The organism is Massilia sp. Masssp94, assembly GCF_059491305.1.
In genome coordinates, this window is record NZ_CP168501.1 from 3791757 (window position 1) to 3813563 (window position 21807).

Genomic DNA, 21807 nt, shown 5'->3' on the forward strand with positions numbered 1-21807 from the left:
GGGGCACAACCCGGAGCCGACGCAGGTAATGGTCGACATCGTTCTAGGCTTCGACTTCGGCATCAAGCGCATCGGCATCGCCATGGGGAATACCCTGACGGGACAGGCGCAACCGCTGTCCGTCATCAAGGCGGTCGACAATGCGACCCGCTTCAAGGTCATCGGCGACCTGATCGAACAATGGCGCCCCGCGCGCCTCGTCGTGGGCGAGCCGCGCCATCCGGACGGCGCGGAGCACGACATGACCCTGCGCGCGCGCCGCTTCGCGAATCAACTGAACGGCCGCTTCAACCTGCCCGTCGAACTCGTCGACGAGCGCTACTCGTCGGCCGTCATTCCCGCCAAGCGCGGCGAGATCATCGACGCCAAGGCCGCCGCCATCATTTTGCAACAATACTTTGACGATCATGCCAACTCATATTAACGACGCGGACAGGACAGACAACTTCGATGCCGAGGCCCTGTACCGCGACCTGCTCGCGCAGGTGCGCGCGGGTCTTACGGGCGTGCCCGATGTCGCCATCGTCGGCATCCACTCGGGCGGCGCCTGGCTCGCGGAACGTCTCGCGGCCGACCTGGGCCTGCAATCCCGCCTGGGCTTCATCGACGTCTCGTTCTACCGCGACGACTATGCCCGCAAGGGCCTGCATCCGGACGTGAAGCCGACCCGGATCGAATTCAACGTCGACGGCGCGACCATCGTGCTCGTCGACGACGTGCTGTACACCGGCCGCACGGTGCGCGCTGCCATCAACGTGCTGTTCGACTTTGGCCGTCCGCAGCGTATCATGCTGGCCGCGCTGGCGGACCGCGGCGGCCGCGAACTGCCGGTGGCGGCCGATTTCGTCGGCGCGCACGCACAGCTTGCCCCTGGCCGCTCGCTCGCGCTGGCCCGCGCAGCAAACGGCCAACTTTCGCTCACGATCGAAGACGACAATGCATAACCCGCAACTGAACAAGAACGGCGAACTGCAGCACCTCCTTACCATCGAGGGACTGCCCAAGGCCATCATCAACCACATCCTCGACACCGCCTCGAGCTTCGTGAGCATCTCCGACCGCGAGGTCAAGAAGGTGCCGCTGATGCGCGGGAAAAGCGTCTTCAACCTGTTCTTCGAAAATTCGACGCGCACGCGCACGACCTTCGAGATCGCGTCGAAGCGCCTGTCGGCCGACGTCATCAACCTGAACATCGCCGCCTCGTCGACGAGCAAGGGCGAATCGCTGCTGGACACGATCGACAACCTGTCGGCCATGCACGCCGACATGTTCGTCGTGCGCCACGCGCAGTCGGGCGCGCCGTACCTGATCGCCAAGCACCTGAACGATACGAAGCAGAACCACGTGCACGTGGTGAACGCGGGCGACGGCCGCCACGCGCACCCGACGCAGGGCCTGCTCGACATGTACACGATCCGCCACTACAAGAAGGATTTCACGAACCTGCGCGTGGCCATCGTCGGCGACATCCTGCACAGCCGCGTGGCCCGTTCGGACATCCACGCGCTGACGACGCTGGGCGTGCCGGAAGTGCGCGCCATCGGCCCGCACACGCTGCTGCCGGGTGGCCTGGACCAGATGGGCGTGCGCGTGTTCACGAACATGGACGAGGGCCTGAAGGACGTCGACGTGATCATCATGCTGCGCCTGCAGAACGAGCGCATGTCGGGCGCGCTGCTGCCGTCGGCCGGCGAGTATTTCAAGAGCTACGGCCTGACGCCGGAGCGCCTGGCGCTCGCGAAACCGGACGCCATCGTGATGCACCCGGGCCCGATGAACCGCGGCGTGGAGATCGACTCGGCCGTGGCGGACGGCGCCCAGGCCGTCATCCTGCCCCAGGTCACCTTCGGTATCGCGGTCCGCATGGCGGTTATGAGTATTTTGGCTGGAAGTCACGCATGACGAATTTACATATCAAGAACGGGCGCCTGATCGACCCGGCGGCCGGCCTCGACGCCGTCCAGGACCTGTACATCGCCGACGGCAAGGTCGCCGGCATCGGCAACGCCCCCGCGGGCTTCACGGCCGCGCGCACGATCGACGCCGCGGGCCTCGTCGTCGCGCCGGGCCTCGTCGACCTCTCCGCCCGCCTGCGCGAACCGGGCTACGAATACAAGGCCACGCTGGAATCGGAAATGCAGGCCGCGGTGCAGGGCGGCGTGACGACGCTCGTGTGCCCGCCCGACACCGACCCCGTGCTGGACGAGCCAGGTCTCGTCGAAATGCTCAAGCACCGCGCGCGCCTGCTGAACCAGGCCAACGTGCATCCGCTGGGCGCGCTGACGGTCGGTTTGAAGGGCAAGGCGCTGACCGAGATGGCCGAGCTGACGGAAGCCGGCTGCATCGGCTTCGCGCAGGCCGAGGAACCGATCACGGACACCACCGTGCTGCTGCGCGCCATGCAGTACGCGAAGACGTTCGGCTACACCGTGTGGCTGCGCCCGCAGGACCCGTTCATCGGCCGCGGCGGCATCGCCCACAGCGGCCCGCTGGCGTCGCGCCTGGGCCTGTCCGGCGTGCCGGTGATGTCCGAGACGATCGCGCTGCACACGATCTTCGAGCTGATGCGCGCCTCCGGTGCGCGCGTGCACCTGTGCCGCATCTCGTCCGCCGCCGCGCTGGACCTGATCCGCGCCGCCAAGAAGGAAGGCTTGCCGGTCACGTGCGACGTCGGCGTGCACCACCTGCACATGACGGATGCCGACATCGGCTTCTTCGATTCCAACGCGCGCCTCACGCCGCCGCTGCGCAGCCAGCGCGACCGCGACGCGATCCGCGCGGCCGTCCAGGACGGCACCGTGGACGCCGTCTGCTCGGACCACACCCCGGTCGACGACGACGAGAAGCTGCTGCCGTTCGCCGAGGCGTCGCCCGGCGCCACCGGCCTGGAACTGCTGCTGGCGCTGATGCTGAAATGGGCGGCGGAGCAGGGCAACGACGCGAAAGCGTTGTCGACGGCGCTGGCGAAGATCACGAGCGATCCGGCACGCATGGCGGGCCTGTCCGCCGGCACGCTGGCACAGGGCGCAAGCGCGGACGTCGTGCTGTTCGATCCGGACACGCGCTGGACCGTCAACGCGGCCGCCCTCGCGAGCCAGGGCAAGCACACGCCGTTCCTCGGCTACGAACTGGCGGGCCAGGTGAAGGCGACGATCGTCGCCGGCCACGTCGCGTTCGAACGCTGATTGAAGATCCGGCTTGCGTGGCGCCTCGCGCGCCTCGTCCTCCACCTCGTCCAGGGCCTGGCCACCTGCGCCCTCGTGTTCCCGTGGGTGGGCGATGCCCTGCGCGAGCGCCTGATCCAGCGCTGGTCGGCGCGCCTGCTGGGCATCTGCCGCGTGCGCCTCGAGCGCGTGCCGGGCGAGGACTCGCTGGCGCACGCGCTCATCGTCGCGAACCACATCTCGTGGCTCGACATCTTCGTCATCAATGCCGTGCACCCTTGCCGCTTCGTGGCCAAGGCCGAGATCCGCGCCTGGCCCGTCGTCGGCTGGCTCGTCGCGCAGGCGGGCACGGTGTTCATCGCGCGCGGCAACCGGCGCGACCTGCGCCACATCTTCAAGGGCCTCGTGGAGGCCCTCGGCCAGCGCCGCCGCGTGGCGTTCTTCCCGGAGGGGACGACGGCCAGCCAGGGCACGGTGCTGCCGTTCCACGCGAATCTGTTCGAAGCCGCCATCGATGCCGCGGTGCCCGTGCAGCCGGTTGCGCTGGCTTACGTCGATGCGTTCGGCGCGTGGCATCCGGCCGTCGACTACACGGGCGAGACGACGTTCGTCGACAGCATCGTGCGCATCATGAAAGGCGAGCCGATCGTCGCGCGGCTGGCCTGCCTGGCGCCGATCCCGGCGGCGGGCGCGCACCGGCGCGAACTGGCGCAGGCGGCGCATGATGCGATCGCGGGGGCGCTGGGGCAGGGGCGCTGAGTCGTCGTAGTCGTTCCCGCGCAGTCGGGAACGACGAACCTTATCTTTTCCCGCCGTGCTCCCGATACTCGGGACAATCCACCTGCAACAGCGACCGGTCATCCAGGCACACGGCCGTCAGCTTGCCACCCCACACGCAGCCGCTGTCCAGCCCCACGAGATTCGGCCGCAGCACGAGCCCGAGCGCCGACCAGTGTCCGAACACGACGGTGACATCGAGCGTGCGGCGGTTGGGCAGGTCGAACCAGGGCTGCAGGTCCGTGCCTTCCGGCCCCTTGTCGCTTTCCTTGTGATGGAAATCCATGCGGCCGTCCGGCCAGCACAGGCGCATGCGCGTGAGCGCGTTGACGATGCAGCGCAGGCGGGCGATGCCCGTCAGGCCGTCGTCCCAGCGGTCCGGCTCGTTGCCGTACATCTGGCCGAGGAAGCCGATCCAATCGTCGCCGCGCAGGACAGCCTCGACTTCCGCCGCCAGCGCCATCGTCTGCGCGGCCGTCCACTGCGGCGCCACACCGGCATGTACCAGCAGGTGGGCATCGACGAACATGGCGAGCGGGCGGCGGCGCAGCCAGTCGATCAATGCATCGCGGTCGGGCGCGGCGAGGATCTCGTCCAGCGTATCGGACCGGCTCATTTTCTGGACGCCGACGGCCACGGCCAGCAGGTGCAGGTCGTGGTTGCCGAGCAGGGCGTCGACACGGCCATCGCTCGTTTCCGCCAGCGCCTTCATGCGGCGCAGCGCGCCCAGCGAATCGGGGCCGCGGTTGATCAGGTCGCCGACGAACAGGATGCGCGTACCTGGTCCCGCCGTCGCGTCGATTCGATCCAGCAGCAGGCCGGCTTCATGGGCGCACCCTTGCAGGTCGCCGATTACATAGGTTTTCATCTCGCTCACATTCGATTTTGCAGGATCGATACTAATCGATTCTTCCGGGTTTCGTACGGCGGCCCCAGCCGACGGAATTACCGATTGTAAATTGTCTTGCCCCTCAGTCAAAGTTCCGGTATTTCGTAATTCCTCGATCGGGCGACGGTCTGCGCGCGCACACTGCCGACGTCCGGTTTGCCAGCGACTATTCCGGTACAATCCCGCACGATTGCATTTAAAAAATAATAAAATGTTTTCCTTCATCGTAAGTTTTGTCGTGTCCGCGCTGCTGACGCTCCTCGTCGTCAAGCATTCGAAATTGCACGGCCCCGCTCTCGACAATAATTTCGACGGCGTGCAGAAGGTCCATCTGCATGCGGTGGCGCGGATTGGCGGATTGCCGATCTTCCTCGCGGTGGCCCTGACCGCCGGCATTTCCGTATGGCGGGTGCCCGGCCTCGGTTATTGGCTGGTCTCGCTGCTGGGATGTTCGGGGATCGCATTCGCCGGCGGTATCGTCGAGGACTATACGGGGAAGGTGCGTCCGTCGCGCCGCCTGATATTGACGATGGTCGCCGCGTTCCTCGGCTATCTCGTGCTGGACGCGAAAATCGCGCGTCTCGATATGCCTTTCGTGAGCTGGAACCTCGATTCGCTGTGGCTGATATTGCCGCTGACCGTACTGGCCGTTGCGGGCATTGCGAACGCGGTGAATATCATCGACGGGTTCAATGGCCTGGCCAGCGTCGTCACGATCTTCATGCTGTTGTCGCTCGCTTACGTGGGCTGGCAGGTGGGCGACATGTTCGTGCTGGTGTCCGCGCTGACGGTCGCGGGTGCAACGGCCGGTTTCCTCGTCTGGAATTATCCCGTCGGCCTCATCTTCCTCGGCGACGGCGGCGCTTATTTCATCGGATTCATGCTGGGCGAACTGGCCCTGCTGCTCGTGATGCGCAATCCCCAGGTATCGACGTGGTATGCCGTCTTGCTGCTGATTTATCCGGCATTCGAAACCATATTTTCCGTTTACCGCCGAATGTTTGTGCGTGGGAAATCTCCTACCATGCCAGATGGAATCCACCTGCACAGCCTGATCTTCCGGCGTATCGTGCAATGGACCGTCGGTCGCAAAGAAGCCCGCGCGCTGATGAAAAGGAATGCGCGTACTTCGCCATACCTGTGGCTGTTTTCCCTCACTGCCGTTATCCCCGCAACCGTGTTCTCGCAAAATACGGGAATTTTGATATTCTTCTGTCTGTTGTTCATTATCAGCTACGTATGGTTGTACGCGCGTATCGTGAGATTCAAGTCGCCGCGCTGGCTGATTTGGCACAAAAAACACTGAAGAAATTTCAGTTGTAGTATATTGCGAGCATTGGTGATTATTCGATAAAATCCCTTACACCTAGACTCTACATATAAGGAATCAAGATGGATCTGTCTAATTTGTCCTTGGGCGATTTGCGCAACCTGCAGGAGCAGATCAAGCAGGAAATGAAAAAACGCGAGGTGCAGGAAGTGCAAAAGGCGCGTGAACAGATCATGGCCATCGCACAGAGCGTCGGCGTACCTTTGAAAGACCTGATCAGCGCCAGCGGCCGTGGCGGCAAATCGGCGGGTGCGAATGCCGGTTCCGTCGCCGTCCGTTATCGCAATCCGGACAATGCCTCGCAACAGTGGACCGGTCGCGGCCGCCAGCCGAAATGGGTCAAGGAATGGGTCGAAGGCGGTAAATCGATGGACAAACTGCGCGTCTGATTCCGTTTCATATCGTTCCGAGTGCGCACGTTCTGTGCGCCTCATCGCGCTTGTTTGCGCATCCAGTACACCGGTAATCCGGCCCCGGCGGCCCGGCTTGCCGTTACAATATCCCTTTTTTCCAATCCCGACCCAACCGGCGTTCGGAATGCCCGTGCGCGTGCATTCCGTTGCCCCGTCCAGCAAGGTAGATAATCCATGGTTTCTCTCTCGAAAACGATCTTCAAGGCTTATGACATCCGCGGCGTCATCGGCAGCACGCTCGATGCGGGGATCGCACGCCGCATCGGCCAGGCGTTCGGCGCCGCCGCGCTGGCCAAGGGAGAACGCACCGTGATCATCGGCCGCGACGGCCGCCTGTCCGGCCCGGAGCTGGCCAAGGCGCTGGCCGAAGGCCTGCAGGCCGCCGGCGTGGATGTCGTCGACCTGGGCATGGTCGCCACGCCGATGGTGTATTTCGCCACCAACGTGCTGGGTGCGCGCTCGGGCATCATGGTCACCGGCAGCCACAACCCGCCGGACTACAACGGCTTCAAGATGGTGCTGGCCGGCGAGGCGATCTACGGCGACGCCATCCAGGCTTTGTACCAGGCCATCGAACGCGACGACTTCCAGCCGGCCGCGCAGCAAGGTAATTACTCGACGCACGACATCAAGGCCGCCTACGTCGAACGCATCGTCGGCGACGTCAAGATCGCGCGTCCGATCAAGATCGCGGTCGACTGCGGCAACGGCGTGGCCGGCATGGTCGCCGGCGACCTGTTCCGCGCGATGGGCTGCGACGTGATCGAACTGTTCTGCGACGTGGACGGCCACTTCCCGAACCACCACCCGGATCCGGCGCACCCGGAAAACCTGCAGGACCTGATCGAATGCCTGAAGACGACGGACGCCGAGATCGGCCTCGCGTTCGATGGCGACGGCGACCGCCTGGGCGTCGTCACGAAGGATGGCCAGATCATCTTCCCGGACCGCCAGATGATGCTGTTCTCGCAGGACGTCCTGTCGCGCAATCCGGGCGCCGAGATCCTGTACGACGTGAAGTGCACGCGCCACCTGGGTCCGTGGATCGAGCAGCACGGCGGCCGTCCGCTGATGTGGAAGACGGGCCACTCGCTCGTCAAGGCCAAGCTGAAGGAAACGGGCGCGCCGCTGGGCGGCGAGATGAGCGGCCATATCTTCTGGAAGGACCGCTGGTACGGCTTCGACGATGGCCTGTACACGGGCGCGCGCCTGCTCGAGATCCTCACGCGCGAAACCGACCCGTCGGCGCTCCTCAACGGCCTGCTGATCGCGTCCAGCACGCCCGAGCTGCACCTGCACCTGCAGGAAGGCGAGAACTTCGCGCTGATCGACAAGCTGCGCGCCGAAGCGGAATTCCCGGGCGCGGACCGAATCGTCGACATCGACGGCCTGCGCGTGGAATACCCGGACGGCTTCGGCCTGGCGCGCGGCTCGAACACGACGCCCGTCGTCGTGCTGCGTTTCGAGGGCGAGAATCCGGAAGCTCTTGAGCGCATTCAGCGTGATTTTGCGCGTGTGATCCTGGCCGCCAAGCCAAACGCCAAGCTGCCGTTCTGATGAAGATCCTGCTGGTGCGGGTGTCGTCGCTGGGCGACGTCCTGCACAATCTCCCGATCGTGGCCGACATCCGGCGCCACTTTCCGGATGCCCAGGTCGACTGGGTGGTGGAAGAGGGCTACGTCAGCCTCGTGAAGCTCAACCCGTACGTGCGCAAGGTGATCCCGTTCGCGCTGCGGCGCTGGCGCAAGGGACTCGGCCAGGCGGCCGTGCGCGCGGAGCTGCGCGGCTTTTTCCGCGACCTGCGCGCCGAGCAGTACGACTACGTGTTCGACACGCAGGGCCTGATCAAGACGGGCATCGTGATGGCCTGTGCCCGCGGCAGCCAGAAGATCGGCCTGGCCAACGGCACCGAGGATTCGGGCTACGAAGGCGTCTCGCGCATCTTCCACAGCCGCAGCATCGCCGTCGAGCCGCGAACGCATGCGGTGGCGCGCGGACGCCAGGTCGTGGCCGCGGCGCTCGGCTATGCCGTCGACACGCCGCCCGATTTCGGCCTGCCGGCACCCGAAAAAAGCGCACGTCCCGCGTGGATGCCGCCGGACGACTACGCCGTGTTCTTCCACGGGACCGCGCGCGACGCGAAAAAATGGCCGACGGCGCACTGGATCGCGCTTGGCCAGGCGCTCGCGCCGATGACGATCCTGCTGCCGTGGGGCTCGCCCCGCGAGAAGGAAGAGGCCGAGCGCCTGGCGGCCGCGCTGCCGAACGCGCGCGTGCTGCCGAAACTGTCGATGATGGATGCGGTGGGGCTGGCGCGCCACGCGGCCCTGGCCGTCGGCGTCGACACGGGCCTCACGCACATCGCCGCCGCCTTCGTGCGGCCGACGGTCGAGATCTATGCCGATTCGCCGCGCTGGAAGACCGAGGGCAACTGGTCGCCGCGCATCGTCAACCTGGGCGACACCGGTACGCCGCCGTCGGTCGACGAGGTCGTGGCGGCCGCGCGGCGCCTGCTGGAGAGCCGCTGATGCGCGTGCTGTATTCGCTGATGTGGTGGCTGGCGCTGCCGCTCGTGCTGGGCCGCCTGTGGTGGCGTGGGCGCCGTGAACCCGGCTACCGCACGCATTTGGGCGAGCGCCTCGGTTTCTACGGCAGGAGACCTGAAAAGCGTCAGACCATCATGGTGCACGCCGTTTCCGTCGGCGAGACGCGCGCTGCCGAGCCCCTGATCGAGGCCCTGCTGGCCGCGCGCCCCGACGCGCGCATCCTGCTCACGCACATGACGCCCACCGGCCGCGCCACGGGCAAAGCGTTGTTCGGCAAGCATGGCGACCGCGTGATCCAGTCGTTCCTCCCGTACGACACCGGCTTCATGGTCGGCCGCTTCCTGCGCCATTTCGAGCCCGCGATCTGCATCCTGATGGAGACGGAAGTGTGGCCGAACCTGATCCACGGCTGCGCGCGACACGGCGTGCCGGTGGCGCTCGTGAATGCGCGCCTGTCCGAAAAATCGCTGCGCCGCGGCCGCAAGATCGGCACGCCGATGACGGATGCGGCCCGCGCGATCACGCTGGTGGCCGCGCAGACGGATGCGGACGCCGAACGCATCGCGTCGCTGGGCGCCCCGAAGGTCGCCGTCACGGGCAGCATCAAGTTCGACGTCGTGCCACCGCAGGCCGCGCTGGACACGGGCGCGATGCTGCGCGCGCGCTTCGCGGACCGCCCCGTGCTGCTGTGCGCGTCCACCCGCGAAGGCGAAGAGGCCCTCATCCTCGACGCGTACAAGACCCTGGACCAGCGCCCGGCGAACATGCTGCTCGTGCTGGTGCCCCGTCATCCGCAGCGCTTCGACGAGGTGGCGCGCATGGTCGAGGAACGCGGATTGAGCCTCGCACGTCGATCAAGACTGCCGGAACACGTGGACACCGACGTGCTGCTGGGCGATTCGATGGGCGAGATGTTCGCCTATTACGCCGCATGCGACTGCGCCTTCATCGGCGGCAGCCTGCTGCCGCTGGGCGGCCAGAACCTGATCGAAGCGTGCGCGCTGGGACGTCCGGTGCTGGTCGGCGAACACACCTTCAACTTCCTTCAGGCGACCGAGGAAGCCGTCGCCGCGGGCGCCGCGCTGCGCCTGCCCGATGCGTCGGCGTTGCTGCGCGCGGCCGCCGGCCTGCTCGATGACGACGACCGCCGCGCCGCCATGGGCGCCCACGCCCAGGCTTTCGCGGCCCGCCATCGCGGCGCAACAGTGCGCACTGTTGAACTCTTGCAACAAATTATCGCTTAGCTTTTGTTACCATTCTCTTTAGATTAGAAAACGAAAGGGGATGCACATGTTGTGGTCAAATCGCTCGCGAGCGGCCGGCCACTCGGATGGCGGGGCCGCGCTTTTGGACCAGCCTGACGCCGCGGATCTCGGTGCCGACGCGATGCCGGCAGCCACGATCCCGGTCGTGCATCCGCCGGCAGAACGTTACCGTCTTCATTTCTGGGTGCGTTACTCGTTCGCCGAGTACGTGCGCTTCATGTGGGAGCATGGCGGTTACCTGATCCGGCGCCGCCATATCCGCTGGCCGATGGGCGTCTATTTGCGTCTGAAAAGCACGCTGTCGGCGGCCACGCACTTCGTGCTGCTGCAGCGCGGGAAGCGCACCTACGAATTCCAGATCGACCAGCACGGCATCGTGCGCACCAGCGACACGGGCGTGAGCCTGATCGACTGGAGCGACGTGGAGCGCATCCGCACGTATTCGAGCGGCTTCATGATGATCCTGAAGCGGGGCACCCTGCCCATTCCGTTCCGGTGCCTGAACAAGGACGAGGTCAGCGCGATGCGCGGGATCGTCGAGGCGCGTGCGGCGGGCGAATTGCAGTTCCGCGCCTCGTGATAGCAAGGTCGGTGGTCACTCGTCCGGGAACAGCACCGGCATCTCCACCGACCGCTTCTTGAGCGCCGCCTTGGCGCCGTCATAATCCGGAAACACCTCGCCCACGACGGCCCAGAAGGCCGGGCTGTGGTTCATCTCGCGCAGGTGCGCCAGTTCGTGCACGACCACGTAGTCCAGCAGCGCGAGCGGATAGTGCACCAGCTTCCAGTTCAGCCGGATGTTCCCGGCCACCGTGCACGAGCCCCAGCGCGTGCCGGCCGACGAGATCGCGAACGCGTTGTACGTCACGCCCACGCGCGGCGCGTACAGGTTGAGGCGTTCGCCGAAGATCCGCTTCGCCTCGTCCTGGAACCACAGCTTCACGCGCTCGCGGATCTGCCACGTCTCCAGTCCCGGCGTCACGCCGAGGTGCAGGGTGCGCGTATCGGCATCGTGGACGCAGTGGCTGCGCGCGGCCGGCTCCAGCCGCAACGTGATGTCGGTGCCGAGGTAGGGCAGTTGCGCGCCGTCGACCCAATCCACGGGCGGACGTTCGGCGCGCAGCGCGCGGCGCTCGCCCCGTTCGAACAGCTTGGTGAGGATCCAGCGCTGCTTGGCGCGGATGGCGCGCTCGATGTCGTCCAGCGGCGCGCGGTTCGGCGACGTCACGAACAGGCCGTCGTCGCAGACCATGAAGCCGTGCGAGCGGCGCGCGGAGCGGCGCAGGACGTAGTGCACGGTGTGCGATCCGAGCTGGATCTTGCGCAGCGGCGGGTCGTTCGGACCGACGGGCGGGATGGGTAAGGTGCGGGTCGGCACCGGCGGTGCCTTGAACAGCGGGGCCGGCGGCACGGGTCTGGCCGCCGGCGTGGGCGCGGGTGTGGGCGAGGGCTTGAGCGCCGCGACGAGTTCCTGGGCAAACAGCTCCTGCTGGTTCGCGTCGATCTTGGGGGAGGTCATGGTGGGCGGCTTCGATGATGCTTGGTTCTGCGCGCCCAATTCGTTCAAGTACCTGAATAGGCGTGGGGCGAAATGACGCGCATTTCCGATTCTATCCAATTTTCGACCTCTTGCATCAGACTGTCAGCAGTGTGGTTTTCCGGCGATATCGGCTTGCCGATCGAGACGGTGATGAGGCCCGGCCGCTTGATGAACGAGTTCTTGGGCCAGCACTCACCTGAATTATGCGCGATCGGCACGACCATCGCACGAGTTTCTATCGCGAGGCGCGTCCCGCCGCTTTTGTACTGTCCTTTCTGGCCCACGGGGATGCGCGTCCCTTCGGGGAACATGATGATCGACTGGCCGTCGGCGAGGCGCGCCTTGCCGATCTTGACGACGTGGGCAAAGGCGCGCTTGCCCTTGTTGCGGTCGATCGGGATCATGCGCAGCAGCGCCATGCCCCAGCCGAAGAAGGGGATGTAGAGGATCTCCTTCTTGAAGACGTAGACGAGCGGGCGCTTCATGTTGGGCAGCATGAAGATGGTCTCCCATGCCGACTGGTGCTTCGACAGAAGGATCGCGGGCTGCTCCGGCAGGTTCTCGTAGCCCTTCACCTGGTAGCGGATGCCGCAGATGACGCGGGCGCACCAGATGATGAAGACGTTCCAGCGCGACGTGACCCAGAAACGCTTGTTGTACGGGAGCGGCGCCGCCAGGAAGCAGACGCAGGCCCACACGACGGTGGCGACGATCATGACGATCGTGAACAACAGGGAACGCAGGAACAGGGCGGCGGTACGCAAAGGCGTGGTCTCCAGGTCTGGGGTGGCGGTGGTAACGATCATGCGTTTGCAGGCGCGGACGTGGTTTTGAGGAAGGCATCGACCATGGCGGCGAGGTCGGGGAAGACCTGCGTGCCGGGCGGCAGGCCGCCCGTCTCCCGGGTCTTCTCGCCCTTGCCGGTGAGGACCAGGTAGGGCACGCAGCCGCTGATGAAGCCGGCCTGCAGGTCGCGCAGCGAATCGCCGACGGTCGGCACGCCTTTCAGGCTGAGTTTGAAGCGCTTGCTGATCTCCTCGAACATCCCGTTCTTCGGCTTGCGGCAGTCGCAGTGGTCGATGGCCGCGTGCGGGCAGAAGAAGATCGCGTCGATGTCCGCGCCGACCAGCTGGGCGCTCGCGTGCATCTTCTGGTGGATCGCGTTCAGGGTCGCGATGTCGAACAGTTCGCGCGCGATGCCCGACTGGTTCGACGCGATGACGACGCGGTAGCCGGCCTGGTTCAGGCGCGCGATCGCTTCGAGCGACCCCGGGATCGGGATCCACTCGGCGGGCGACTTGATGAACTCGGGGGAGTCATGGTTGATGACCCCGTCCCGGTCGAGGATGATCAGCTTCATTGCGCTTACGCCGCCAGTTTCGAGATGTCGGCCACGCGGTTCATCATGCGGTGCAGGATGGACAGCAGGGCCAGGCGGTTGTTGCGCAGGGCGACGTCGTCGGCCATCACCATCACGTCGTTGAAGAACGCATCGACGTCGTCGCGCAGTTGCGCGAGCGTCTTCAGGGTGCCCGTGAAGTCGCCGCGCTCGAACGCCGCGTCGACGTCAGGCTGTACGCGCTGCACGCTCGCATACAGCGTCTTCTCCGCGGCATCCTGCAGCAGGGCCGGATCGACGTTTCCTGCCTGGGCCAGCGCCTCTTCGTTCTTCTTGAGGATGTTCGAGATGCGCTTGTTGGCGGCAGCCAGCGACGCGCTTTCCGGCAGCGCGGCGAAGGCCTGCACGGCTTCCAGGCGCTGCACGACGTCGTCCACGCGGTCCGGGTTCTGCGCCAGCACGGCTTCCACCTCGTTCGGCGCGAAGCCGCGGTCGCGCAGCAGGCCGCGCAGGCGGTCCAGCATGAAGGCCGTGACTTCCGCCGTCGGGTCCTTGAACGTCGGCATGTAGTCGAACACGCCGGCGGCATCCGTCAAGAGGTCGGACAGCGCGAGCGGCAGGCGCTTCTCGACCAGCATGCGCATCACGCCCAGCGCGTGGCGGCGCAGCGCGAACGGGTCTTTCTCGCCGGTCGGCTGCAGGCCGATCGACCAGATGCCGACGAGGGTTTCCAGTTTGTCGGCCAGCGCGACGGCCAGGCCGGTGTTCGTCGTCGGCAGCGCGTCGCCCGAGAAGCGCGGCTGGTAATGCTCGGACGCGGCCAGTGCCACTTCCTCGTGCTCGCCGTCGTTGCGGGCGTAATACGTGCCCATGATGCCTTGCAGTTCCGGGAACTCGCCGACCATGTCGGTCAGCAGGTCGGCCTTCGCCAGCTGCGCGCCGCGTTCGGCCAGCAGCACGTCGTAGCCGAGGCGGCGGGCGATGGCGCCGGCCAGGCGCGTGACGCGCTGCGTGCGCTCGGCCTGCGTGCCCAGCTTGTTGTGGTAGACGACGTTCGCCAGCAGCGGCAGGCGCGATTCCAGCGACTTCTTCTTGTCCTGCTCGAAGAAGAATTTTGCATCCGACAGGCGCGGGCGCACGACGCGCTCGTTGCCGCCGATGATGGCGGAGGGGTCGTCGGTCGCGAGGTTCGAGACGATCAGGAAGCGCGAGCGCAGCTTGCCGTTCGTATCCGTCAGCGCGAAGTACTTCTGGTTCGTCTGCATCGTCAGGATCAGGCATTCCTGCGGTACGGACAAGAACACGTCTTCGAACTGGCATTCGTAGACGACGGGCCATTCGACCAGCGCCGCCACTTCATCCAGCAGGGATTCCGGCATCAGCACCTGGTCGCCGCCGGCCTTGGCCAGCAGCTGGGTGCGGATCGATTCCTTGCGTTCCTCGGCATTGGCGACGACCTTGCCGAAGACCTTGAGCAGTTCGTTGTAGGCGTCCGCATGGCCGATATCGAAGGCGTGGCCGTTCGACAGGAAGCGGTGGCCGAGCGTGCTGCGGCCGGCCTTGAGGCCCAGCAGCGACAGCGGCACGATGGTCTCGCCGTGCAGCGCCAGCAGCGTGTGCACGGGGCGCACGAACTGCACGGTGGCGCCGTCCGGACGCTGGTAGCTCATCACCTTCGGGATCGGCAGTTTGGCGACCGTCTCTTCCAGCACCGGCTGCAGGCCCTCGGCGAGGCCCACGCCCGGCGCGGTGTACGTGTAGAAGAAGCTCTCGGCCTTGCCGTCCTGGGCGCGTTCGAGGTCGCTGGCTTTGAGGTCGGGGAAGCCGAGGGCGGCCAGTTTCTTGGCCAGCGGCGCGGTCGGGTTGCCGTCCTTGTCGAGGGCGACGGTCACCGGCAGGATCTTCTCGCGGATGGTCTTGTCGGCCGACGTGGCGCGCACGTTGGTGATCGAGACGGCCAGGCGGCGCGGCGTGGCGTAGGTGGTGACGACGCTGTCGGCGTCCAGGAAATCACGGGCCTTCAGGCCGTTCGCGATACCGTTGGCGAAAGCGGCGCCCAGTTTCACGAGCGCCTTCGGTGGCAGCTCTTCGGTCTGCAGTTCGACGAGTAATGTCTGATTCATGGTGATGTGATTTCTGTTCTCAGGCCGCTTGTTCAACCTTGGGGAGCATCGGGAAGCCCAGCTTCTCGCGCGAGTCGTAATAGGCCTGGGCGACGAGGCGCGACAGGGTGCGCACGCGGCCGATGTAGGCGGCGCGCTCGGTGACGGAGATCGCGCCGCGCGCATCCAGCAGGTTGAAGCTGTGCGAGGCCTTCATGATCTGCTCGTACGCGGGCAGCGTGAGCGCCAGTTCGATCAGGCGCTTGGCTTCGCTCTCGTGGTTATTGAAGGCCTGGAACAGCAGGTCCGTGTTCGAGTGTTCGAAGTTGTAGGTCGACTGCTCGACTTCGTTCTGGTGGAAGACGTCGCCGTACGACAGCGATTTTTTCTCGCCGTTCTCTTCCCACTCGGTCCACACGAGGTCGTACACGTTCTCGACGCCCTGCAGGTACATCGCCAGGCGCTCGATGCCGTACGTGATCTCGCCCAGCACCGGCTTGCAATCGAGGCCGCCGACCTGCTGGAAGTACGTGAACTGGGTAACTTCCATGCCGTTCAGCCAGACTTCCCAGCCGAGGCCCCAGGCGCCCAGGGTCGGGCTTTCCCAGTCGTCCTCGACGAAGCGCACGTCGTTCTTTTTCAGGTCCAGGCCCAGCGCTTCCAGGGAACCCAGGTACAGGTCCAGGATGTTTTCCGGCGCCGGCTTCAGCACGACCTGGTACTGGTAATAGTGCTGCAGGCGGTTCGGGTTCTCGCCGTAGCGGCCATCCTTCGGGCGGCGCGACGGCTGCACGTAGGCGGCGCGCCACGGTTCCGGTCCGATCGCGCGCAGGAAGGTGCCAGTGTGGAAGGTGCCCGCGCCGACTTCCATGTCGTACGGCTGGAGCAGGGCGCAACCCTGCTTGTCCCAGTAGGTTTGCAAGGTCAGAATGATTTGTTGGAATGTGAGCATCTTGTTGGCTTCGCGCGCACGGGGCGCGAACACGGTGAGTTTGCTAAAACACCAATTCTAGCGGGTTTTACGGAATGGCTTGAAGTGAATCGCTCGCTATTTTAGCCGGTCGTCCGCCGTTGCCGTCCGGCGAGCCAGGCGCCGGCCAGCAGCAAAGCGCCCAGCGCGAGGAACAGCAGGTTGCCGAAGCGGATGTACGGCGTGCTGCCGGCCATGCCCTGCACCGTCGCCGCCAGCGTACCCTGGCTGTAGAACGGCAGCAGCGCGGCGACGTTGCCGCGGCCGTCGATGACGGCGGTGGCGCCGTTGTTCGTGGCGCGCAGCATCGGGCGGCCCGTCTCGAGACTGCGCATGCGCGAGATCTGCAGGTGCTGCGGAATGGCGGTCGACTCGCCGTACCATGCCAGGTTCGACACGTTCAGCAGCACGGTGGCCGGCCGCGCCTGCGACCGCAGGTTCTTCGCGATTTCTTCGCCGAACACGTCTTCGTAGCAGACGTTCGGCAGCACCAGCTGGTCCTTGACGGCGAACGGCGCCTGCACGTCCGGGCCGCGCGTGAAATCGCCCAGCGGGATCTGCATCAGGTCCGTGAACCAGCGGAAGCCCGTCGGGATGAATTCGCCGAACGGCACCAGGTGGTTCTTGTCGTAGCGGTAGGACTGCCCCTGCGGGCCGATGCCCGCCACGCTGTTCGCGTACACGGTCATGCTGTCGGCCAGCGGGATCCCGAACAGGAACGCGCTGCCCGTCCTGGCCGCATAGTCGCGGAAGGTCTGCAGGTACCCGGGCGGGAGCTGGTTCGGGAACACGGGGATCGCCGTCTCCGGCGCCGCGATCAGGTCGGCCGGCGCGGCCGTCATCATGTCGCGGTAGCGCGCGAGGATCATGCCCAGGTGCTCGGCGCTGAATTTTTCGTCCTGGCGGATGTTCCCCTGCACGAGGCGCACGCTGAGCGGCTTGCCGGCAGGTGCGGTCCACGCGACGTGCTTCAGGCCCCAGCCGGCCAGCAGCAGCGCGGCGAACAGGCCCATGGCGGGGAGCCGGCGGCGCTGGGTCAGCATCACGATGCACGCCGAGCACACCGCGACCAGCACGCCGATGCCGTACACGCCGAGGATCGGCGCGAAGCCGGCGAGGGGCGCCGTCACGTGCGCATAGCCGGACGCCGCCCAGGGAAAACCGGTAAAGACCCAGCCGCGCATCCATTCGGAGACGCCCCAGCAGGCGGGGAACACGAGCAGCAGGAAGGCGGGGACGGGCAGCGACCAGCGCTTGCGCAGCCACGACGACACGCCCGCCGCGAACGCGCCGAACAGGCCCATGTAAAGGCCCAGCAGGGCGATGGCGATGGCGGACAGCGGCGCGGCGAGGCCGCCGAAGCGGTTCAGCGCAATATACAGCCAGTGCATGCCGGCCACGGACCAGCCGAAGCCGAATGCCCAGCCGAGGAACACGGCCCGCTTTACGGAACTGCCCATGCCGACCTGGTAGAACAAATAGGCGAGCGACAGGAACTGGACAGGCCACCAGCCGAACGGTTCGAACGAGAACAGGCTCAGGGCGCCGGCCAGCGCCGCGACGGCGAGGCCGGTAACGCTCGGCCGCGTGCCGCGCAGCGCGGGATCGGGCGCCACGGCGGGCTTGCGGCGGCGCCGCAGGTTCAGGCTGGATTCAATCAATGCTGGGGGCCCCGCGTCAATCGTGTTCGTCGTCGACGGCCGGGAGTTTTTCCACCAGCAGCACGTGGATCTGGCGCGCATCGGCGCGCAGCACTTCGAAGCGCAGGTTCTCGAGGTCGAACACCTCGCCCTTGTGCGGCATGCGGCCGAGGTGGCTGGCCACGAGGCCGCCGATGGTGTCGACGTCGTCCTCGGGCAGGTCGACGCCGATCTCTTCGTTGAACTGCTCGATCTCCGTCAGCGCCTTCACGCGCCAGCGCGAGCCGTGCTGGCCTTCCTTGATGGAGAGGATGTTGTCTTCTTCCTCGTCGAAGTCGTACTCGTCCTCGATGTCGCCGACGATCTGTTCCAGCACGTCCTCGATGGTGATCAGGCCGGCCACGCCGCTGTATTCGTCGACGACGATGGCCATGTGGTTGTGGTTCGCGCGGAAGTCGCGCAGCAGCACGTTCAGGCGTTTCGATTCCGGGATGAAGATCGCCGGGCGCAGCATGTCGCGCACGTCGAACGATTCTTCCGCGTAGTAGCGCAACAGGTCCTTGGCGAGCAGGATGCCGACCACCTTGTCGCGCTCGCCCTCGATGGCGGGGAAGCGCGAGTGAGCCGTTTCCAGCACGATGGGCAGCCATTCCTCGATCGGCTTGGTGATGTCGATCACGTCCATCTGGGAGCGCGGGATCATGATGTCGCGCACCGACAGGTCGGACACCTGGAACACGCCCTCGATCATGGAGAGCGCGTCGGCGTCGATGAGGTTGCGTTCGTGGGCGTCGTGCAGAACTTCCAGCAGTTCGGCGCGGTTTTCGGGCTCGGGGGAAATCAGTGCGGTCAACCGTTCGAACAGCGACCGGTGGGTTTTAACGTCCGAACGGACGTCAGCAGGGTGCTCGGGCATAGTTGGCGTGAAGCCGTTGTTGCGATGGGCCATAGGATACACCAAAAGCCGGAATGCCTGATTTTTATGCAGACATCCACGTTCAAGCAGCCGTGCGCCATTGCTGCTAGGCTTCGTCCTATAGTTGCTCATTCGCTAAGGAAAGGAATCGCCATGCCCGCCTTGAACGTCAACGGCACCACCACCAACCTCGATGTCCCCGACGACATGCCCCTGCTGTGGGCCCTGCGCGACGTGATGGGGCTCACCGGCACGAAGTTCGGCTGCGGCGTCGCCCTGTGCGGCGCCTGCACCGTGCACCTGGACGGCCAGGCCATCCGCTCGTGCGTGACCCCCGTGTCGGCCGCGGCCGGCAAGAAGATCACGACCATCGAGGCGATCGGCAACGACCCGGTCGGGGCGAAGGTGCAGGATGCGTGGCGCAAGATCGACGTCGTCCAGTGCGGGTATTGCCAGTCGGGCCAGATCATGTCCGCCACCGCGCTGCTGCACGCGACGCCGAAGCCGGGCGACGCCGACATCGACAACGCCATGGCCGGCAATATCTGCCGCTGCGGTACGTACAACCGCATTCGCAAGGCGATCAAGATCGCATCGGGGCAGGCATGAAAGGGGATGACCGCATGGAACAGATCTCGAGCAAACGCCGCCAGCTGCTGAAAGCGGGCGGCGTGGCCGGTGGCGGCCTGCTGTTCGGCTTCTCGCTGTTCGGCTGTACGAAACAGGGCGACGCGCCGGCCAACGACCGCAAGGAACCGCCGTCCGAGAAGGCCGTCGGCCAGGCGTCGACCGCGATGACGAACGAGCAGCCGGGCCTCGCGCACGACGCGTTCATCCGCATCGACCGCGAAGGCATCGTCACCCTCATCATCCACAAGGTCGAGATGGGGCAGGGCACGTTCACCTCGCTGCCGCAGCTGCTGGCCGAGGAACTGGGTGCCGATCTGTCGAAAGTGAAGCTGGAGCAGGCGCCCGCGAACAATTCGCTGTACGCGGACGCTCTTTTGGGCGGCCAGGTGACGGGCGGCTCGACCTCGATCCGCGCGACCTACAAACCGCTGCGCGAAGCGGGTGCCAAAGTCCGCACGGTGCTCGTGCAGGCCGCCGCGAAGAACTGGAACGTCGAGCCGGGCGACCTGAAAGTCGTGGGCGGGACGATCCGCCACGAGGCGTCGAACCGGCAGGTGCACTTCGGCGAAGTCGCGGAAGCCGCGTCGAAGCTGACGTTCCCGGCCGAGGTCAAGCTGAAGGATCCGGCCCAGTTCACGCTGGTCGGCAAGGCGATCAAGCGCCTCGATTCGCCCGCGAAGGTGAACGGTTCCGCGCAGTTCGGCATCGACGCGCGCCTGCCCAACATGGGCATCGCGGCCGTGGCGGCGTCACCCGTCCTGGGCGGCAAGGTCGCCGCCGTCGACGAGCAGAAGGCGCTGGCCGTGAAAGGCGTGCGCCAGGTGCTGCGCATCGAGGGCGCGGTGGCCGTCGTGGCGGATCACTTCTGGGCCGCGAAACAGGGGCTGCTGGCGGCGGCGCCGCGCTTCGACGATGGTCCGAACGCCAACGTCAGCACGGCCGGCATCGTCGCGGACATGATGAAGGTGTCGCAGAACACGGGTGCCATCGCCGCCGACAAGGGCGATGCCCTGAAGGCGCTGGACTCCGGGCCGGGGCGGCGCATCGACGTCATCTACGAAGTCCCGTTCCTCGCGCACGCGACGATGGAACCGATGAACTGCACGGTCGACCTGAAAACCGACGGCTGCGACATCTGGGTCGGCACGCAGGTCCCGGCGCTGGCGCAGGGCGCGGCCGCGAAGATCACGGGCCTGCCGCTCGAGAAGGTCCGCGTCCATAACCACTACATCGGCGGCGGCTTCGGGCGCCGGCTGGAAGTCGACAACGTGATCCAGGCCGTGGAATTCGCCAAGCTGGCCAAGGGGCCGCTGAAGATCGTCTGGACCCGCGAGGAAGACATCCAGCACGACATGTATCGCCCCTATTACGTCGACCGCATGTCGGCGCGCATCGACGACAAGGGCATGCCCGTGGCGTGGTTCCACCGTGTGACCGGGTCGTCGATCATGGCGCGCTTCGCGCCGCCGATGGTCAAGAACGGCGTCGACCCGGATGCGGTGGAAGCGGCGGCCGACATCCAGTATTCGATCCCGGCGATCCGCGTCGAATACGTGCGGCACGAGCCGCCGGGCCTCGCGACCGCGTTCTGGCGCGGGGTCGGCCCCACGCACAACGTGTTCGTCGTCGAGAGCTTCATCGACGAGCTGGCGTACGCGAGCAAGACGGACCCCGTCGCGTTCCGCCGTGCGCTGCTGCAGAAATCGCCGCGCACGCTGGCCGTGCTGAACCTGGCGGCCGAGAAGGCCGGCTGGGGCAAACCGCTGAAACCGATCGCGGGCCGCAAGCTGGGACGGGGCGTGTCGACGCAGTTCGCGTTCGGCAGCTACATGGCGCAGGTGGCGGAAGTGTCCGTCGGGCCGGACGGCGACGTGCGCGTGCACCGCGTCGTGTGCGCGGTCGACTGCGGCCAGAACGTCAATCCCGACACCATCGTCGCGCAGATGGAGGGCGGCATCGTGTTCGGCGCCAGCGCGGCGCTGTGGGACGAGGTGACGGTCGAGAAGGGGCGGGTGCAGCAGTCGAACTTCTCCGACTACCGCGTGATGCGCATGCCGGAATCGCCGGCGGTGGAAGTCCATATCGTGAACAGCCACGACGATCCGGGCGGGATCGGCGAGCCGGGGACCGCGGGGATCGCGCCGGCACTGGCGAATGCGGTGTTTGCGGCGACCGGGAAGCGGGTGCGCAAGCTGCCGATCGGGGAGCAGCTGAAGAAGGCATAACGTCGTCGTCCCCGCGCAGGCGGGGACCCATGCTGAGCCAATGTGGACGCGACGTATGGGT

General features: G+C 66.1%; 21 protein-coding genes. 13 read left to right on the forward strand and 8 right to left on the reverse strand.

Annotated elements, in window-relative coordinates:
* The first annotated feature begins 28 nt into the window (after positions 1-28).
* The 5 genes from ruvX to ACEN9G_RS16870 are packed head-to-tail and all read left to right on the forward strand — an operon-like array spanning position 29 to position 3923.
* Entirely contained in the window at positions 29-424 is a 396-nt protein-coding gene (gene ruvX / locus ACEN9G_RS16850; RefSeq protein WP_025511860.1) for a Holliday junction resolvase RuvX, read from the forward strand.
* Positions 408-944 carry a bifunctional pyr operon transcriptional regulator/uracil phosphoribosyltransferase PyrR gene (pyrR, locus tag ACEN9G_RS16855; protein WP_413337420.1) on the forward strand — a complete coding sequence of 179 codons (537 nt, stop codon included), beginning with the start codon at positions 408-410 and terminating at the stop codon, positions 942-944. The genes ruvX and pyrR overlap by 17 nt, the downstream gene beginning before the upstream one ends.
* Positions 937-1902: an aspartate carbamoyltransferase catalytic subunit gene (locus tag ACEN9G_RS16860; RefSeq protein ID WP_413337419.1), complete on the forward strand. Its 966-nt coding sequence runs from the start codon at positions 937-939 to the stop codon at positions 1900-1902. Before pyrR ends, ACEN9G_RS16860 begins: the two co-directional genes overlap by 8 nt.
* Positions 1899-3185 (forward strand): dihydroorotase, encoded by a 1287-nt coding sequence (locus tag ACEN9G_RS16865; RefSeq protein WP_413337418.1) that lies wholly within the window; start codon positions 1899-1901, stop codon positions 3183-3185. The genes ACEN9G_RS16860 and ACEN9G_RS16865 overlap by 4 nt, the downstream gene beginning before the upstream one ends.
* Positions 3186-3923 carry a lysophospholipid acyltransferase family protein gene (locus ACEN9G_RS16870; RefSeq protein ID WP_413337417.1) on the forward strand — a complete coding sequence of 246 codons (738 nt, stop codon included), beginning with the start codon at positions 3186-3188 and terminating at the stop codon, positions 3921-3923.
* Between the two features lie 40 nt (positions 3924-3963).
* Here ACEN9G_RS16870 and ACEN9G_RS16875 read toward each other — a convergent pair whose 3' ends face one another.
* Positions 3964-4809: a symmetrical bis(5'-nucleosyl)-tetraphosphatase gene (locus ACEN9G_RS16875; protein ID WP_413337416.1), complete on the reverse strand. Its 846-nt coding sequence runs from the start codon at positions 4807-4809 to the stop codon at positions 3964-3966.
* 232 nt (positions 4810-5041) lie between these two features.
* Between ACEN9G_RS16875 and ACEN9G_RS16880 the strand changes: the two genes are divergently transcribed.
* The 6 genes from ACEN9G_RS16880 to ACEN9G_RS16905 all read left to right on the forward strand — a co-directional run bounded on the left by ACEN9G_RS16880 (position 5042) and on the right by ACEN9G_RS16905 (position 10964).
* Positions 5042-6136, forward strand: a complete 1095-nt coding sequence (locus tag ACEN9G_RS16880; RefSeq protein ID WP_413337415.1) for a glycosyltransferase family 4 protein — start codon at positions 5042-5044, stop codon at positions 6134-6136.
* Positions 6137-6222: 86 nt separating this feature from the next.
* A complete protein-coding gene (locus ACEN9G_RS16885) occupies positions 6223-6549 on the forward strand; it encodes an H-NS histone family protein (protein WP_056130024.1) in 327 nt (108 codons plus the stop codon).
* A 198-nt stretch (positions 6550-6747) separates the two neighbouring features.
* Positions 6748-8130 carry a phosphomannomutase/phosphoglucomutase gene (locus tag ACEN9G_RS16890; protein WP_413337414.1) on the forward strand — a complete coding sequence of 461 codons (1383 nt, stop codon included), beginning with the start codon at positions 6748-6750 and terminating at the stop codon, positions 8128-8130.
* On the forward strand, positions 8130-9101 hold the full coding sequence (waaC, locus tag ACEN9G_RS16895; protein WP_413337413.1) for a lipopolysaccharide heptosyltransferase I: 972 nt from the start codon (positions 8130-8132) through the stop codon (positions 9099-9101). The genes ACEN9G_RS16890 and waaC overlap by 1 nt, the downstream gene beginning before the upstream one ends.
* Positions 9101-10363 carry a lipid IV(A) 3-deoxy-D-manno-octulosonic acid transferase gene (gene waaA / locus ACEN9G_RS16900; RefSeq protein WP_413337412.1) on the forward strand — a complete coding sequence of 421 codons (1263 nt, stop codon included), beginning with the start codon at positions 9101-9103 and terminating at the stop codon, positions 10361-10363. Before waaC ends, waaA begins: the two co-directional genes overlap by 1 nt.
* Positions 10364-10466: 103 nt before the next feature.
* The gene (locus ACEN9G_RS16905; RefSeq protein WP_413337411.1) at positions 10467-10964 is read left to right on the forward strand and encodes a YcxB family protein; all 498 of its coding nucleotides are present in this window, start codon (positions 10467-10469) and stop codon (positions 10962-10964) included.
* Between the two features lie 15 nt (positions 10965-10979).
* Here ACEN9G_RS16905 and ACEN9G_RS16910 read toward each other — a convergent pair whose 3' ends face one another.
* The 7 genes from ACEN9G_RS16910 to ACEN9G_RS16940 all read right to left on the reverse strand — a co-directional run bounded on the left by ACEN9G_RS16910 (position 10980) and on the right by ACEN9G_RS16940 (position 18891).
* A complete protein-coding gene (locus ACEN9G_RS16910) occupies positions 10980-11903 on the reverse strand; it encodes a M48 family metallopeptidase (protein WP_413337410.1) in 924 nt (307 codons plus the stop codon).
* Between the two features lie 44 nt (positions 11904-11947).
* Entirely contained in the window at positions 11948-12730 is a 783-nt protein-coding gene (locus ACEN9G_RS16915) for a lysophospholipid acyltransferase family protein (protein ID WP_413337409.1), read from the reverse strand.
* Complete coding sequence (gene gmhB / locus ACEN9G_RS16920) at positions 12727-13284, reverse strand: D-glycero-beta-D-manno-heptose 1,7-bisphosphate 7-phosphatase (RefSeq protein WP_413337408.1); 558 nt, start codon at positions 13282-13284, stop codon at positions 12727-12729. The genes ACEN9G_RS16915 and gmhB overlap by 4 nt, the downstream gene beginning before the upstream one ends.
* Before the next feature lie 5 nt (positions 13285-13289).
* The gene (gene glyS, locus ACEN9G_RS16925; RefSeq protein WP_413337407.1) at positions 13290-15386 is read right to left on the reverse strand and encodes a glycine--tRNA ligase subunit beta; all 2097 of its coding nucleotides are present in this window, start codon (positions 15384-15386) and stop codon (positions 13290-13292) included.
* 19 nt (positions 15387-15405) lie between these two features.
* On the reverse strand, positions 15406-16317 hold the full coding sequence (gene glyQ, locus ACEN9G_RS16930) for a glycine--tRNA ligase subunit alpha (RefSeq protein WP_413337406.1): 912 nt from the start codon (positions 16315-16317) through the stop codon (positions 15406-15408).
* A 101-nt stretch (positions 16318-16418) separates the two neighbouring features.
* Positions 16419-17996 (reverse strand): apolipoprotein N-acyltransferase, encoded by a 1578-nt coding sequence (gene lnt, locus ACEN9G_RS16935; protein ID WP_413337405.1) that lies wholly within the window; start codon positions 17994-17996, stop codon positions 16419-16421.
* A 16-nt stretch (positions 17997-18012) separates the two neighbouring features.
* The gene (locus tag ACEN9G_RS16940; protein ID WP_259450082.1) at positions 18013-18891 is read right to left on the reverse strand and encodes a CorC family transporter; all 879 of its coding nucleotides are present in this window, start codon (positions 18889-18891) and stop codon (positions 18013-18015) included.
* A gap of 153 nt (positions 18892-19044) precedes the next feature.
* Here ACEN9G_RS16940 and ACEN9G_RS16945 point away from each other — a divergent pair, with 153 nt between their 5' ends.
* Together ACEN9G_RS16945 and ACEN9G_RS16950 are read left to right on the forward strand one after the other, a co-directional pair.
* Positions 19045-19500: a (2Fe-2S)-binding protein gene (locus tag ACEN9G_RS16945; protein WP_036235621.1), complete on the forward strand. Its 456-nt coding sequence runs from the start codon at positions 19045-19047 to the stop codon at positions 19498-19500.
* Positions 19497-21746 (forward strand): xanthine dehydrogenase family protein molybdopterin-binding subunit, encoded by a 2250-nt coding sequence (locus ACEN9G_RS16950; RefSeq protein ID WP_483126776.1) that lies wholly within the window; start codon positions 19497-19499, stop codon positions 21744-21746. The genes ACEN9G_RS16945 and ACEN9G_RS16950 overlap by 4 nt, the downstream gene beginning before the upstream one ends.
* Positions 21747-21807 lie beyond the last annotated feature (61 nt).